Source organism: Streptomyces sp. NPDC001889 (genome assembly GCF_053594535.1).
In genome coordinates, this window is sequence record NZ_JBSFER010000006.1 from 72251 (window position 1) to 88183 (window position 15933).

Consider the following 15933-nt stretch of genomic DNA (forward strand, 5'->3'; position numbering starts at 1 on the left):
CCCCACGGAGGACCGTGGTCGGACCGGCGGTCCTCTCGTACCGAAAGCACGCATACCCGGCTGGGCGCCTGTCACTGCATCCTACTGACGTTCGGACGCCGTCCCGGCCGCGAGATGTCCGCCCTCGGCCGGAAATGGGCTTACCGAAAGCACAGTTGTTGTGACAAGGGGTCAACAGAGGAGGCCACGGCGGCAGGGTGCGGGTGACGGCCGTCACTTCCGCGCGCGAGGCGGGAGCGGATTCCGTTACAGTCCCCGGCGCCGTGGCCTCGGCGGCTCAGGCGATGTCGATGATGGTGCGCAGGGCCTCGCCGGTGTGCATCTGGCGGATCGCCTCGTTGATGCCGGTGAGCGGTACGTGATGCGTGATCATCGACGCGAGGTCGATGCGGCCCGCGCGCCAGAGGTCGAAGATCTTCGCGTAGGTGCGGCGGATGTCGTCGCCGCCGTAGAAGGACGGCAGGACCCGCTTCTCGTTGAGGACCAGTTCCGCCATGCTCAGATCGGTCAGATCGGTGCGGGAGCCCGCGCCGACCAGACAGACGGTGCCGCCGAGGCGGGTGGCGTCGTACGCGGCGCGCAGGGTGGCGGCCTTGCCGACCGCCTCGAAGGCGTAGTCGAAGCCGAAGCCCCCGGTGTCCCTGCGGGTGACCTCCGCCAGTTCCTCCGGGGCGATGGCCTCGGAAGCGCCGAACCGCAGGGCCGCCTCGCGGCGGCTCGCGGTCGGGTCGACGGCGATGATCCGGGCCGCGCCCGCGACCCTGGCGCCCTGGAGGATGCTGATGCCGACGCCGCCGAGCCCGATGACGACCACGGAGGAGCCGGGCCGGACCCGGGCGGTGTTGAGCGCGGCGCCGATGCCGGTGGTGACACCGCAGCCGACCAGGGCCGCGATGTCGTAGGGCACGTCGTCCGGGATCGGGATGGCGGCATAGGCCGCGATCACGGTCTCCTCGGCGAAGGTGCCGGCGCCGAGCATGCCGGGGAGCACCGTTCCGCCGCTGCTGAAGTTGGGGTTGGCGAGATTCCGGTAGCCGCTGCGGCAGAGGTGGCCGTCGCCCGCCGCGCACGAGGGACAGGCGTCGCAGGGCGGCATCCAGCAGACGATGACCCGGTCACCGGGCTTGACGTGGGTGACGCCCTCGCCGACGTCGACCACCTCTCCCGCGCCCTCGTGGCCGGGGATGAAGGGCGCGGGGTGCGCGAGCACCCCGTTCATGGCGGAGAGGTCGGAGTGGCAGAGGCCGGCCTTGTGCATCTTCACCCGGACCCGGCCGGGCCCGAAGGACACGGACTCGGCATCCGTGACGTCCAGGGTGGCGTCGCCGGTCCGGCGGAGTACTGCTGCGTGCATGGTGCTCTCCTCGTGGGTGCGGTCAGACCTGGGCGGGGGCGGGCAGATGGATGGTCTTGGTCTCCTGGTAGGCCGCGAATCCCTCGGGGCCGAACTCGCGGCCGATGCCGGAGTCCTTGTAGCCGCCGAAGGGGCCGGCGACATCGAAGCGCTGGCAGTTCACGGAGTACGTACCGGTGCGGATCTGCCGGGCGATCCCGGTGCCGCGCTCGTCGGTGCCCGCCCAGACGGTGCCCGCGAGGCCGTACGCGGAGTCGTTGGCGATCCGGACCGCGTCCGCCTCGGTCTCGTAGCGCAGGAGACAGATCACGGGCCCGAAGATCTCCTCGCGGGCGATCCGCATGTCGTTGGTGACATCGCCGAAGAGCGTCGGCTCGACATACCAGCCGGTGGGGAGGGTGTCGGGGACGCCGCCGCCGGTGAGGACCGTGGCTCCCTCCTCCCGGCCGATGCGGATGTAGTCGAGATTGCGCCGCCGCTGCTTCTCGGTGGCCATGGGGCCGATCATGGTGGCCGGGTCCGAGGGGTCGCCGACCTTCAGCGCGGCGACGGCGGCGGTGAGCCGGGCCGCGATCTCGTCGTAGCGGCTCGCCGGGGCGAGGATGCGGGTCAGGGCGACGCAGGCCTGGCCGCTGTTGGCGAAGGCGCCCATGACGAGGTGGGGCAGGGCGGCGTCGAGGTCGGCGTCGTCGAGGATGATCGCGGCGGACTTGCCGCCCAGCTCCAGGGTGACCCGGGTGAGGTTCTCGGCGGCGGCGGCCATGATCTTCTTGCCGGCGGCGACCGAGCCGGTGAAGGCGACCTTGTCGATGTCCGGGTGCGCGACCAGGTACGCGCCGGTCTCCCGGTCGGCGGGGAGGACGCTGAGCACCCCGTCCGGCAGCCCCGCGGCCTCGCAGACCTCGGCGAGCAGATAGGCGTCCAGCGGGGTCTCCGGGGACGGCTTGAGGACGACGGCGCAGCCGGCGAGCAGCGCGGGGGCGAGCTTGCCCGCGATGGTGAGCTGCGGCACGTTCCAGGGGGTGACGGCGGCGACCACGCCGACGGGCTCGTGGCGCACCAGGAGCGGTCCGGTCAGTCCGGGGCGCTCCTCCTCGGCCGTGAGACCGGCGGCGACGTTCAGTGCGGCGCCGAAGGCCGCGACGGCGCTCAGCGCCTGGGCCCGCACGGAGACCGTGATGGGGCAGCCGTTCTGGAGGGTGACCAGCTCGGCGAGTTCCCGGTGGCGGGCGAGGAGGCCGTCCTTGACGCGGGTCACGGCCTCGATGCGCTCGGCGAGGGTCATCCGGGGCCAGGGGCCGTGGTCGAAGGCCTCGCGGGCGGCGGCCACGGCCCGGTCCACATCGGCCGGGGCGGCGTGCGGGACCCGGCCGACGACCTGCTCGGTCACGGGGGAGATCACCTCGATGGTGTCCCGGCCCGCCGGGTCCGTCCACCTGCCTCCGATGAAGAGTGTCCGGTGTTCCACGATGTCGGCCATGTGAGCGGTCCTCGCTTCGTTGCGACGGTGCGGTGTGCGGGGGTGGGACGACGAGCGCGTGGGGGCGGCGAGACGGCGGGCGCGTGGGGGCGGCGTGTTCGGGAGCCGACTGCGCACAGCCATGAAGTTAATTGACGCTAACGCCGGTGTCCAGGTTCTTGAGCAGTGATTACCAGGGAAACATGACCTCACTCGCCACCTCGCCAAAACCACTACCGCCAGGAATTTCCCTACTCCCGGCCCTGGACAGCTGGGTTAATGGAAATTAACTTAATGCTTGTCCGGCGGAGCGCGCCGGACCTGTGAGCAAGGAGGTGTGACCGTGCGCCGCAGCATGTTCACCGAGGACCACGAGGCGTTCCGGGCGACCATCCGCGCGTTCATCGCCCAGGAGGTCGTCCCGCACTACGCGCGGTGGGAGCGGGAGGGCCGGGTTCCCCGGGACCTCTACCGCGGACTCGGGGCGCTCGGCGTCTTCGCCGTCCAGGTGCCCGAGGAGTACGGCGGCGCGGGTGTCACCGACTTCACCCACCAGGCCGTGATCCGCGAGGAGTGCGGCCGGGCGGGCGTCGGGTTCGGCGCGGAGACGGTGCACACCTGTCTCGTCCTCCCCTATCTGCTGGAGTTCGGCAGCGAGGAGCAGAAGCGGCGCTGGCTGCCCGGCTTCCTCTCCGGCGAGACGATGACCGCCATCGCGATGACCGAGCCGGGCGCGGGCTCCGACCTCGCCGGCATCCGGACCTCGGCGAGACTCTCCGACGACGGCACCCACTACGTCCTCAACGGCGCCAAGACCTTCATCACCGGCGGTGCGCAGGCCGATCTCGTCCTGGTCGTCTGCCGGACCTCGGCCCACGACCCCGCCGACCGCCGCGCGGGTCTGACGATCCTGTGCGTGGAGACCGCGTCCGAGGGGTTCGCCGTCGGACGGACCCTCGACAAGATCGGGCTGCGTGCCCAGGACACCGCCGAACTGTCCTTCACCGATGTCCGGGTGCCGGTGGCGAACCTCCTCGGCGAGGAGGGCGCGGCCTTCGCGTATCTCACCCACAACCTGGTCGTGGAGCGGCTCGGCGCGGCCGTCGGCGCGACCGCCAACGCCGCCGGCGCGATCGGCTTCGCCACGGAGTACGTGCGCGACCGCGAGGTCTTCGGCAAGCCGGTCGCGGCCTTCCAGAACACCAGGTTCGTCCTCGCCGAGTGCTCCGCCGAGGTCGTCGCCGCCCAGGCCCTGGTGGACCGGGCGCTGGCCGCCCACGCGACGGGCGAGCTGACCCCGGCGGACGCGGCCAGGGCCAAGCTCTTCTGCACCGAGGTCGCCGGCCGGGTCATCGACAAGTGCCTCCAGCTGCACGGCGGCTACGGCTACATGCTGGAGTACCCGATCGCCCGGCTCTGGGCCGACACCCGCGTCAACCGCATCTACGCCGGCACCAGCGAGGTCATGAAGACCATCATCGCCAAGGACCTCGGGCTCTGACCCCGCCCCGCCCGGCGCGGTGAACGCCGCCGTGCGCACGCGCCATCCGAACCGCCCCGCACACCGCCCGCCCAACAACTTACGGAGGACCCCATGCGCGACGCAGTGATCGTCGACGCCGTACGCACCGCTGTCGGCAGACGGGGCGGCTCCCTCTCCCGGACGCACGCCGCCTCGCTCTCCGCCCGTGTCCTGACCGCCCTGGCCGGACGCACCGGCCTGGACCCCGCGCTCGTCGACGATGTGATCTGGGGGTGCGCCGCCGGCGTCGGGATGCAGGCGGGATGCGTCGGCCGGGCCGCGGTACTGGCCGCCGGCTGGCCGGAGTCCGTCCCCGGGGTGACCGTCGACCGCCAGTGCGGCTCGTCCCAGCAGGCCGTGCACCAGGCCGCGGCCGGTGTGATCTCCGGGCAGTACGACGTGGCCGTGGCCGGCGGCGTCGAGGTCATGAGCGCCATCCCGCTGGGCACCACCCGGCTCGATGGCCGCTTCGGCGAACCCTTCGGCCCCGATGTCTGGGACCGCTACGACGGTGTCCGCTTCCACCAGGGCACGGGCGCCCAGCTGATCGCCGACGAGTACGGGATCACCCGCGCCGAGATGGACCAGCACGGCCTGGACTCCCACGCCCGCGCCGCGCGCGCCATCGACGAGGGACGCTTCAAGGACCAGATCGCCCCCGTCACCGTCACCGGCGAGGACGGCACCACCCGGGTCTTCGACACCGACGAGGGCGTCCGGCGCGGCTCCACCCTCCAGACGCTCGCCGCCCTCAAACCGGCCTTCCGCGAGGACGGCGCCATCACCGCGGGCAACGCCTCCCAGGTCTCCGACGGGGCGGGCGCCCTGCTGGTGACCACCAGCGCGTTCGCCCGCGCCCGGGGCTGGACACCGCTGGCCCGCGTCCACACCGCCGTCGTGGCGGGGACCGATCCCGTCACCATGCTCAAGGGCCCCATCCCCGCCACCGCCAAGGCGCTGAAGCGCTCGGGGCTCTCCCTCGACGACATCGGCGTCTACGAGATCAACGAGGCCTTCGCCTCGGTCACCCTGGCGTGGCTCAAGGAGACGGGCGCCGACCACCGGCGGCTCAACCCGCTCGGCGGGGCGATGGCCATCGGCCACCCGATCGGCGGCTCGGGCGCGCGCATCATGACCACCCTGGTCCACCACATGCGCGACAGCGGCATCCGCTACGGCCTCCAGTCCATGTGCGAGGGCGGCGGCATGGCCAACGCCACCATCCTCGAACTCCTCTGAGGACGGCCCGCGATGCCCGTGACACCCGAGCGGCGGACGGAGCCGGACGCGGTCGCGAACCTCGTCGGACTCCTCGGCCTGGAACAGCTGGACCACGATCTGTTCCGGGGCTGGTGCCATGCCGGCATCCCGCTGCGGGCCTTCGGCGGACAGGTCGCGGCCCAGGCGCTCACCGCGGCGGCCCGGACCGTGCCCGAGGGGAGAGCGGTGCACTCGCTGCACGGCTACTTCCTGCGCGCGGGCGACACCGCGCGCCCCCTGGTCTACTCGGTGGAGCGGGTGCGGGACGGGTCCTCGTACCTCTCCCGCCGGGTCACCGTCCTCCAGGGCGGAGAGATCGTCTTCACCCTCTCCACCTCCTTCAAACGGCTCGAACACACCGGGGACCGGCAGCCGCCGATGCCTGCGACGGCCGACCCGGACACCCTTCCCGACATGTACGAGATCTGGAAGCGGATCAACCCCGAGGACTACGCGCAGGCCGAGTTCATCCGGGCGCTGGAGATGCGGCTGGTCCCCGGACCCGCCGAACCGAACACCGAGGGCCTGACCGAGCAGCGGCTGTGGATACGCTCGGCGGGGCCGCTGCCCGACGACCCGATGCTGCACGCCTGCGCCCTGGCCTACGCCTCCGATCTCTTTCTCGCGCCGGTCGCCGTGCTGTCGACGGAGCGCCCGCGGATGCTGCGCGGCGCGCCCCCGTCGGTCTTTCTCACCTCCCTGGACCACGCCGTCTGGTACCACCGGCCGTTCCGCGCCGACGAGTGGATGCTGTTCGCCCAGCGCAGCCCCACCTCGGTGGACGGGCGCGGCCTCGCCTTCGCCGATGTGTGGAGCCGGGACGGCAGGCTGATCGCCCATGTGGTGCAGGAGACCGTGGTGCGGCCCGCGCGGGCCCGCCGCGGCTGAACGACCCCCTCATCCCCCGGAAGGACCGACATGTCCGATCTCGTGCTCACCTCGTTCGCGGACGGCGTCGCCGTGGTGACGATCAACCGCCCCGAGGCCCGCAACGCCGTCAACCGGGCGGTGGCGGACGCCGTCGCCGAGGCCGTCGACGAGCTGGACGCCCGCGACGATCTCGTCGTGGGGGTGATCACCGGCGCCGGTGGCACTTTCTGCGCGGGCGCCGACCTCAAGGCCCTGGCCGCCGGGGAGCGCTCCGGCATCCCCGGGCGCGGCTTCTGCGGCATCACGGAGACCCCGCCCGCCAAGCCCCTGATCGCCGCCGTCGAGGGGTACGCGCTCGGCGGGGGCACCGAACTGGCCCTGGCCTGCGATCTGATCGTGGCGGCCGACACCGCGCAGTTCGGACTGCCGGAGACCCGGCGCGGGCTGATAGCGGCCGGCGGCGGGCTGGTGCGCCTCCCCCGGCGGATTCCGTACACCGTGGCGATGCAGTACGCCCTGACCGGTGCCTTCCTGCCGGCGCGGCGGGCGTACGAGCTGGGCATGGTCAACGAGCTGACCGCGCGGGGCGGGGCGCTGGACGGTGCCCTGGCCCTGGCCCGGGAGATCGCCGCGAACGGCCCGATCGCGGTGCGGGCCAGCAAGCGGATCGTGGCGGAGTCCGCCGACTGGCCGGCGGACGAGGTGTGGTCGCGCAACCGCGACGCCTGCGCGCCGGTCTTCGCGTCGGCGGACGCCCGGGAGGGCGCGCTGGCGTTCGCCGAGAAGCGCTCCCCCCGCTGGAGCGGACAGTGACACCCCCGCACTCCCCGCCGGGCTCCCCGGCTCCGGTGTGAGCACCGGCCCCCGTCCCGAGGCAGCGCCCGGGCATGACTGAACAAAGGAGTTCCGCCATGACCACCACCTGGCCCCGAGGGCTTCCCCGCACCCTCGACTACCCCGACGGCACGGTCGCGGATCTGCTCGCGGGTTCGGCCCACGCCTACGCCGGCCGCACCGCGCTGATCGACGGCGAGGTGAGGCTGACCTTCGCGGAGCTGTACGAGCGGGCGCTGAGCGTCGCCCAGGGGCTGCGCGAACGGGGTCTGGCCCCGGGCGAGGCCGTCGGGCTGCATCTGCCCAACTCGATCTGGTTCACCGTCTCCTACTACGGTGTGCTGCTCGCGGGCGGCGCCGTCGTCCCGCTCAACCCGACCCAGCCGCCGGCCGCGCTCCGGCAGCAACTGGACGACTCCGGCGCGGTCGCGGTCGTCACCCACCCCTCGGTCGCCGCGCCGCTCGCCGGCGCCCTCGACGGCTCCCGGGTCCGTCTCGTGGTGCTCGCCCCGGTGACGGAGGCGGCCCCGGGTCCCGACGGGACCGTGCCCACGGCCGGGTTCCCGGTGGCCCCGTTCCCGCTGGAGGACCTGCTGCGGGCCGACGCGGCGCCCGCGACGGCGGTGGAGCCGGGCGCCGTCGCGCATCTCGCCTTCACCGGCGGCACCACGGGAGTGCCCAAGGCCGTCCGGGTCCTGCACCGCAACCTCGTGGTGAATGTGCTCCAGACGGCGTGCTGGCGCAGCGCCGCCGTTCCGCACGCGGACGGGGAGGGGAGGATCACCCTGCGCGCGGTGCCGGGGGCGACGACCGCGCACCACATCCCGCTGGGCGACGCCACCGGTATCGCCATCGCCCCGCTCTTCCACGGCATGGGCATGGTCAGCCAGAGCGTCTTCCTCGCCGCCGGGATCACCGTCGTGGTGTTCGGCCGTTTCGACGCCGCCCGCTATCTCGACACCGTCGAGCGGCTGCGGGTGCACGCGGTCACCGGCTCCCCCTCGCTGTGCCACGCGCTGCTGGCCGTGCCGGGGGTCCGGGAGCGCGATCTGTCGTGTGTGCGGGTGGTCAGCAGCGGTTCGGCGCCCATCAACCCCGCGGTGGTCGCGGAGCTGGCGGAGATCTTCCCCCGTGCGGTGATCAGTGACGGCTACGGGCTGACCGAGGCCACCATGGGGGTGGCGATCAGTCCGCTGGACAGCTCGGTCGAGGTCCCGCCGGGGAGCACGGGACTGGTGCTGTTCGACACCGAGATCGAGATCAGGGAACCCGGGGGCACCACCGCGCTGGCCCCCGGTGAGCAGGGCGAGGTGTGGGTCCGGGGGCCGCAGGTCACCGACGGCTACCACGGCGCCCCGGAACTGTCCGCGGCGCAGTTCGTGGACGGCTGGCTGCGCACCGGCGACCTCGGGACGCTCGACGCGCGGGGCTGGCTCTCCCTGGTCGGCAGGGCGAAGGACATGCTCATCTACAAGGGGTACAACGTCTATCCCGGCCCGCTGGAGAATCTGCTCCGGGAGCACCCGGCGGTCGCCCAGGCGTCCGTGGTGGGCCGGCGGGACGGCGAGGCCGGGGAGATCCCGGTGGCGTTCGTGTCGGTACGGCCCGGGGCACGCGCCGAGGACCCCTCCGCCCTGGCGCGGGAGCTGATGGCGTACGTCAGGGCGCGGGTCGCCCCGTACCAGCGGGTGCGGGACGTGGTGTTCGTCGACGCGCTGCCGCTGTCGGCCACCGGGAAGATCCTCAAGACGGAGCTGCGGAGGCGCGCCGCCGGCGACTGACCGGGGAGGAGACGCGGAAGCCGGGCCCGCGCGGTGCGCGGGCCCGGCTTCCGCGCGTGCTACGGCAGGACGATGGGGAAGTTGCGGGTGGGCTTCTCCAGCAGGCCGTGGAAGGTGGCGAGGACCGTGGCGTCACCGGCCAGGGCGATCGCGCCGGAGCCGATCGCCTCGGCGAAGGTCGTGCGCTGGGCCAGCACCCGGTTGAGGGTGGCGCGCTCCAGGGTGAGGGTCGCCTGCGGGCGCTCCCCGCCCGGCGCCTCGCCCCGCATCGGGGTGAGCACCCCGTTGCCGACCAGCAGCGTCCAGACCTCCCGGGTGTCGGTGAACTCCCAGCGCAGCAGCAGCCGGTGCGCCGCCGCGCGCGGGCCGTCCAGCCGTACGGCCATCGACTCGAAGACGGACCCGGTGGCCAGTCCCGCCAGCATCTCGACGCTCTCCGCGCCGGGCGCCCCGGACCTGCTCACGGTCTCGCCGGCCTCGCGCAGCTCCTTGGCGCCGGTGAGATAGATGTTGCGCCAGGTGCCGTTCTCCTGGGCCCGGCCGAGGCTCTCGTACACCGCGATCTGGAGTTCCCGGGCGCCGGTGTGTCCGGGCTCGGCGAACAGGACGTGGTTGAGGAGTTCGGCGGCCCAGCGCAGATCCCCGGCGCCGACGGCCTCGCGCGCCGAGGCCACGGTGGCGTCGGCGCCGCCGATGGCCGCGACGTACCGCTTGGCCTGCTCGACGGGCGGGTGCTGCCACAGATGCGCCGGGTTGCCGTCGTACCAGCCCATGTACCGCTGGTAGACGGCCTTGATGTTGTGGCTGAGGGAGCCGTAGTAGCCGCGTGTGTTCCAGGCCCGGCCCAGCTCACCCGGGAAGGACTGGATCTCCTCGGCTATCTCCGGACCGGTCAGCCCCCGGTTCATCAGCCGGACGGTCTGGTCGTGGATGTACGCGTAGGCGTCGCGCTGCTGGGTGAGCATCCGCAGCACCCGGTCGCGGCCCCAGGTGGGCCAGTTGTGGGAGCCGATGAGGACCTCGGCGCCGTGGAAGAGCTGGATGGACTCGGTGATGTACGCGGCCCAGGCGTGCGCGTCGCGGACCTGGGCGCCGCGCAGGGTGAGGACGTTGTGCAGGCTGTGGTTGACGTTCTCGGCGATGAGCAGGACCCGGTGGTCGGGCAGATGGAAGTTCAGTTCGGCGGGGGCCTCGGTGTCCGGGGTGAGCTGGAAGACCAGGCGCACCCCGTCGATGACCAGCTCCTGGCCGGTGGCGGTGATGTCCACGGTCGGCGGGATCAGGCCCACGGTGCCGGTGGACAGCGCCTGTCCGAGGCCGAAGCCCACCTGGCCCTCGGGGCCGAGCGGCAGGGAGCGGCCGTACATGTAGACGGCGCGGCGGAGCATGGCCGGTCCGGCGAAGATGTTCTCGCTGACCGCGTGCCGCATGAACTCCTCGGGGGCGACGATCGCGCAGGCGCCGCTCGTCACCGCGTCGGTGGTGGTGACACCGAGGACGCCGCCGAAGTGGTCGCCGTGGCTGTGGGTGTAGATCACGGCGTGGACGGGCCGGTCGCCGCGGTTGCGGCGGTACAGCTCCATGCCCGCGGCGGCCACCTCCCGGGACATCAGCGGGTCGACGACGATCACACCGGTCCCGCCCTCGATGATCGTCATATTGGAGACGTCCAGGCCGCGGACCTGGTAGATCCCGGGCACGACCTCGAAGAGACCCTGGGCGGTGTTGAGGCGGCTCTGCCGCCACAGGCTGGGGTGGACCGAGTCGGGGCACTCCTGGGTGTTCAGGAAGTCCCAGCGGTCGTTGTCCCAGACGACCCGGCCCGCGTCGTTGCGGATGACACAGGGGGTGAGCTTCTCGATCAGGCCGCGGGTGACGTCCTCCTGGTCGGTGGTGTCGTCCCAGTCGAGTTCGGGGCTGGTGGTCATCGTTCCTCTTCTCCTCACGTTCTCCTCGGGGGGCACCGGCGGCGGGGGGTCCGCGGGCCGGCGCGTCTGCTGTCAGCCGGTGGCGGTGATACGGGTCCAGACCCCGGCCTCCCCGGCCGACGCGGCCCGGCGCCCGAGGCTCTCGGCCCACTCGCGCTCGCTCGCCACCGCGTCCCGCCAGGACCACAGCCGGCGGGTGAGGCGGTGCAGGGGGTACTCCTCGGTGATGCCGATGGCGCCGTGGAGCTGATGGGCGGTCGCGGCGATCTCGGTGGCCGCCGCGGCCGTGGTGACGCGCGCGATCTCGACGGCGCCGCTGAGCGGTTCTGCCTCGCGGGCCAGGGCGAGGGCCGCCTCGGCCTGGACCAGACGCACCCGCATCCGGGCCAGGTTGGCGGAGACGGCCGGGATGGCGAGCAGGGGCGCGCCGAACTGCCGCCGCTCGCAGACGTACGCGCGGGTGAGCCGGTGGGCGCCGTGGGCGGCGCCGAGCACGGCCGCCGACCAGAGCAGCGCGAGCCGTTCCCTGATCAGGTCGTGGGAGGGCGCGCCGGTGACGGTGTGCGCGGGGGTGTGGGTGAGCACCACGGTGTCGCGGGGCTCACCGGCGACGTTCGCCCCCGGGCGGACGGTGACCGAGCCGTGGCGCAGATCGACGGCGAGGGGGTCGGCGCCCGGGGCGCAGAGCACCAGCCGGGCGGCGTCGCGGGCCCAGGGGACGGCGGACAGCTCCGCCGTGACGGTGCCGGAGACCCTCGCGGGCGGGTCCTCGGTCAGCAGGACCGTGGCCGGCTCGCTCTCGTCGCCCAGGGCGTGCTCCGGGGCGTGGCTCAGAATCCAGTCGGCGGTCGACGCCTCGACGATCGGGACGCCGATACCGTGCCGGGCCACCGACTCGACGACGACGAGCAGGTCGTCGAGGGAGCCGCCGGAGCCGCCCCGCTCCTCGGCGACGCCGACCCGGGGCAGCCCGAGACCGCACAGGCTCGCCCACAGCTCCGGCTGGTCGCCGGGGCCGTGGCGCTGGACGAGATCGTCCACCAGGGTCCGCAGCTCGTCGGCGAACTGGCTCATGAACGGGCCTCCTGTCGGGCGATGAGGGAGAGCAGCACCTCGGCCGAGCCGCCGCGCAGGCTGAAGGCCGGGGAGGCCAGCAGTGCCTGGCCGAAGGTCCCGTCGAAGGAGGGTTCGCGGCACAGGCCGGTGCGGCGGAGCGCCTCGATCACCTCGTGCTCGAAGGCGTTGCCGAGGTACTTGAGCGCCGCTGCCTGCTGGACGGGGGCCCGGCCCGCGTCCATGGCGGCGGCCACGTCGTAGCAGAGCCGGCGGAGCACGGCGAGCCGTGCCACCAGGGTGCCGAGCAGGGCGTGCAGCTCGCGGTCGTCGGCCTGCCGGGCGGTCTCGGCGATCAGTTCGACCAGCACCGGATAGCTGGACAGGGCCCGCTCGGCGCCGCCGCGTTCGAAGGAGAGCTGCTCCACGACCTGCCGCCAGCCGTTGCCGGCCTCGCCGAGCACCCGGTGGCCGGGGACATGGACGTTCTCGAAGCGCACCTCGTTGAAGTGGTGCTCCCCGGCGAGGTCCACGATCGGGGTGACCGTGATGCCCTCGCTGTCCATGTCGACGATGAACTCGGTGAGCCCGTCGTGCTTGCGCTCGGTCCGCTCGGTGCGGGCGAGGAGGTAGGCGTGGGTGGCGCGGTGGGCCTGGGTGGTCCAGATCTTGTGTCCGGTGACCAGCCAGCCGCCCTCGGTCCGGGTCGCCGAGGTCCGGACGGACGCCAGGTCGGAGCCGGCTTCCGGCTCGCTCATGCCGAGGCAGAAGACCGCTTCCGCGCGGGCGATCCGGGGCACGATCTCCTCCTGGAGGGCGCGGGTGCCGTACCGCAGGACCGCGGGTCCGATCTGCCGGTCGCCGATCCAGTGCGCGGCGACCGGGGCACCGGCCCGCAGCAGTTCCTCGGTGACGGCGAGCCGCTCCACATGGGTGCGGCCCGCCCCGCCGAACTCCTTCGGGTAGGTCATGGCGATCAGCCCGCGGGCGGCGAGTTCCCTGCTGAAGTCCAGGTCGAAGGAGCGCAGCCAGGAGTCGCTGCGGGGGGTGTGGCGTCCGGCGTCCCGCCATGCGGAGGTCAGCGTGCGGACCTGGTCGCGCAGCCGCTCGCAGGAGTCCGTCTCCGGGGGGTGGTCCATGGGTGGCCTTTCGGGCGGAGGGGTCAGCGGCCGGTGAAGACGCCGGGCCGCTTCTCCTGGAAGGCGTCGAAGGCCTCCCGTGAGTCCTGGGTGGTGGTGATCACTGCCATATGGGACGAGATCAGGTCGAGGGCGGTGCGCAGATCGTGGCGGGCGCCCTGGCGGACGGCGCGCTTGATGGCGCGGATCGCGACGGGCGGGCGCTCGGCGAGCCGGGCGGCGTACGCGTGGACGGCGTCCAGGAGCGTCTCGTCGTCGTGGACCTCGTCCACCAGGCCGATCCGCAGCGCCTCGTCGGCGCCGGCGAAGTCGCCGGTCCACAGCATGCGCAGCGCGGTGGAGGTGCCGACGGCCCGGGGCAGGAGCCAGCAGCCCCCGTCACCGGGGACCAGGCCGACCTTGATGTAGCCCTCGGAGAAGCGGGCGCTCCGGCCGGCGAAGCGCAGATCGCACAGGAGCGCCATGTCCATTCCGGCCCCCACCGCGGGGCCCGACACGGCGGCGATCACCGGCTTGTCGATGTCCTCCAGGGCGAGGGCGACCCGGTGCACATGGCGGGTCAGCAGCTCCTTCTCCTCCAGCGGGGTGCGCTCTTCGCCCTTGAAGGCGGTGAGGTCGACCCCGGAGCAGAACGAGCCGCCGGCGCCGGTGACGACGATGACCCGTACGGCGGGGTCGCGCTGGGCCTCGATCAGGGCGTCGGCCCAGGCGTGCACCATGTCGACGGTGAACGCGTTCCTGCGCTCGGGCCGGTTGAGCAGGATCGTCGCGATCTGGTCGCGGACGGTGTATTCGAGATCGGCCATCGAACGGCTCCTCGTGTGCGGATCGGTCGCGGCGCTCCCAGAGGGCGGCGGCCACTGTGGTCGGGGTGGCGGGCGTGGCCGGTGCGGTCAGGGGTGACCGGGCTCCCGCAGGGCGCGCTTGAGGATCTTTCCGGCGGCGTTGCGGGGCAGTTCGGGGACGAAGCGCACCCGGCGGGGCTTCTTGTACGAGGCGAGGGAGGGCCGGGTGAAGTCGATCAGCTCCCGCTCGGTGGGCCGGACGGCGCCCTCGCGCAGGACGACCACGGCGGCGACAGCCTCTCCCCAGACCTCGTCCGGTACGCCGACGACGGCGACCTCCAGCACGGCGGGGTGCTCCGCGAGGACGGCTTCGACCTCGGTGGGATAGACGTTCTCACCACCGCTGACGATCATGTCCTTGACCCGGTCGGTGAGGAACAGCAGGCCGTCCTCGTCGAGATAGCCGCCGTCGCCGGTGCACAGCCTGCCCTCCGCGTCGTACAGCGCGGCGGTCTCCTCGGGGCGGTTCCAGTACCCGGGGGTGTTGTGGCGGGAGCGGACCCGGATCTCCCCGACGGCCCCGGGTGGGACCGGGAGGCCGGTCAGGGTGTCGACGATGGTGACCTCGACCCCCCGGCGGGGCCTTCCGACGGAGGCGAGCAGCCGCTCGCGGGGCCCGTCGGCGGCGTGGTCCTCCGGGGGCAGCCGGCTGACCGTGCCGCCGGTCTCGGTCAGTCCGTACTTGCCCATGAAGCGGCAGCCGAAGACCTCCATCGAGCGGCGCAGCAGGACCGGGGTGATGGGGGCGGCGCCGTAGGCGATGAGGCGGAGTCCGGAGAAGTCGCGGGTGTCGACGCCGGGGAGCGCGGTGAGCATCTGGAGCACCGAGGGGACGAGGAAGGCGTGGGTGACACCTTCCCGTTCCATGGTCTCGGCGACCGGGCCGGGGGCGAACTCGGGGACCAGCAGGGTGTGGGCGCCGGCGGTCAGCGCGAGGCGCAGCCAGCCCAGGCCGCCGACGTGGAACATCGGCAGGGCGTTGAGCGCCACCGAGCCGGCTTCCCAGACGTACTCGTCCAGCTCCGCCCGGTCGGCGTGGAAGTTGCGGTGGGTGAGCAGGACGCCCTTGGGGAGGCCGGTGGTGCCGGAGGTGTAGATCTGGAGGAACACCTCATCGGCGTCGGCTTCGCCGCCCCGGCCCGGGTCGTCGTCGGGGTGGGCGGCGAGCCATGCCTCGTATCCGGGCGCCGTGTCCGGACGGGCGGGTCCACCGGTGCCGGTGCGGGTCGCGGTGCCGGTGCCGGTGCCGGTTGCGGTTGCGGTGCCTGAGCCGGTGGGGGTTGCGGTGCCAAAGCCGGGCTCGGTGCCGGGCTCGGTGCCGGGCTCGGTGCCGAGCCCGGTGCCGATGAGCAGCAGATCCGGCAGCACGGCGCGCACCGCGTCGGCCGCCTCCAGGAACTCGGTGTCGGCGATCAGCACCCGCAGCCCCGCGTCCCGCGCGATGCCGGTCAGCTCCGGCACGGCGAGGCGCCAGTTGAGGGGCACGGTCACCAGACCGGCCTTGGCGGCGGCGATCAGGATCTCGCCCGCCTCGCCGCGGGTCCGGGTGAGGAAGCCGATCCGGGAGCCGGCCGGCGCGGCGGCGAGGAGCGCGCGGGCCAGCCGGTTGGTACGGGAGTCCAGCTCGGCGTAGCGGATGGTGCGGCCCGCGCAGGTGAGCGCGGGCCAGTGGGCGCGCTCACCCGCGTACAGGCGGATGGCGTCGGGCAGATGCAGGCCCATGGCGGAGTCTCTTCCTCCTCGCCGGCGGCAGGCCGGCCGGGGTGCGGGCGGGGCGGGGGTATGCGCGGGTAGGGCCGGAGCCGGCGCGGGCGGTCAACCCTGTGGGCCGTCGGTGGCGCTGTCCCGGGGGCGTCCGCCCCCGCGGACCGGGAAGCTCCCCGCGCAC

Annotated in this window: 12 protein-coding genes; 5 read left to right on the plus strand and 7 right to left on the minus strand. The window is 73.2% G+C overall.

The genetic code is table 11. The features are described 5' to 3' along the window. Positions 1-277: 277 nt before the first annotated feature. Together ACWCRA_RS08205 and ACWCRA_RS08210 are read right to left on the minus strand one after the other, a co-directional pair. Complete coding sequence (locus tag ACWCRA_RS08205) at positions 278-1354, minus strand: alcohol dehydrogenase catalytic domain-containing protein (protein ID WP_351549566.1); 1077 nt, start codon at positions 1352-1354, stop codon at positions 278-280. Positions 1355-1376: 22 nt separating this feature from the next. Beyond that, positions 1377-2834, minus strand: coding sequence for an aldehyde dehydrogenase (locus ACWCRA_RS08210; protein ID WP_351549569.1), 1458 nt, complete (start codon positions 2832-2834; stop codon positions 1377-1379). 322 nt (positions 2835-3156) lie between these two features. Between ACWCRA_RS08210 and ACWCRA_RS08215 the strand changes: the two genes are divergently transcribed. From ACWCRA_RS08215 to ACWCRA_RS08235, 5 genes are all read left to right on the plus strand, one after another. Next, complete coding sequence (locus tag ACWCRA_RS08215) at positions 3157-4314, plus strand: acyl-CoA dehydrogenase family protein (RefSeq protein WP_451067070.1); 1158 nt, start codon at positions 3157-3159, stop codon at positions 4312-4314. A gap of 93 nt (positions 4315-4407) precedes the next feature. Further along, a complete protein-coding gene (locus ACWCRA_RS08220; protein ID WP_451067071.1) occupies positions 4408-5574 on the plus strand; it encodes a thiolase family protein in 1167 nt (388 codons plus the stop codon). 12 nt (positions 5575-5586) lie between these two features. Further along, positions 5587-6483, plus strand: coding sequence for an acyl-CoA thioesterase (locus ACWCRA_RS08225; RefSeq protein WP_351549577.1), 897 nt, complete (start codon positions 5587-5589; stop codon positions 6481-6483). 30 nt (positions 6484-6513) lie between these two features. Then, positions 6514-7278: a crotonase/enoyl-CoA hydratase family protein gene (locus ACWCRA_RS08230; RefSeq protein WP_351549580.1), complete on the plus strand. Its 765-nt coding sequence runs from the start codon at positions 6514-6516 to the stop codon at positions 7276-7278. A 98-nt stretch (positions 7279-7376) separates the two neighbouring features. Continuing rightward, positions 7377-9080 carry a class I adenylate-forming enzyme family protein gene (locus ACWCRA_RS08235; RefSeq protein WP_351549583.1) on the plus strand — a complete coding sequence of 568 codons (1704 nt, stop codon included), beginning with the start codon at positions 7377-7379 and terminating at the stop codon, positions 9078-9080. A gap of 59 nt (positions 9081-9139) precedes the next feature. Here ACWCRA_RS08235 and ACWCRA_RS08240 read toward each other — a convergent pair whose 3' ends face one another. The 5 genes from ACWCRA_RS08240 to ACWCRA_RS08260 all read right to left on the minus strand — a co-directional run bounded on the left by ACWCRA_RS08240 (position 9140) and on the right by ACWCRA_RS08260 (position 15767). Next, positions 9140-11008, minus strand: a complete 1869-nt coding sequence (locus ACWCRA_RS08240) for an alkyl/aryl-sulfatase (RefSeq protein WP_351549586.1) — start codon at positions 11006-11008, stop codon at positions 9140-9142. 72 nt (positions 11009-11080) lie between these two features. Then, positions 11081-12082, minus strand: coding sequence for an acyl-CoA dehydrogenase family protein (locus ACWCRA_RS08245; RefSeq protein WP_351549588.1), 1002 nt, complete (start codon positions 12080-12082; stop codon positions 11081-11083). Then, positions 12079-13200 (minus strand): acyl-CoA dehydrogenase family protein, encoded by a 1122-nt coding sequence (locus ACWCRA_RS08250; protein WP_351549591.1) that lies wholly within the window; start codon positions 13198-13200, stop codon positions 12079-12081. Before ACWCRA_RS08250 ends, ACWCRA_RS08245 begins: the two co-directional genes overlap by 4 nt. 23 nt (positions 13201-13223) lie before the next feature. Then, positions 13224-14006, minus strand: a complete 783-nt coding sequence (locus ACWCRA_RS08255; protein WP_351549594.1) for an enoyl-CoA hydratase/isomerase family protein — start codon at positions 14004-14006, stop codon at positions 13224-13226. Between the two features lie 87 nt (positions 14007-14093). Further along, complete coding sequence (locus ACWCRA_RS08260) at positions 14094-15767, minus strand: AMP-binding protein (protein WP_451067072.1); 1674 nt, start codon at positions 15765-15767, stop codon at positions 14094-14096. Positions 15768-15933: the final 166 nt, after the last annotated feature.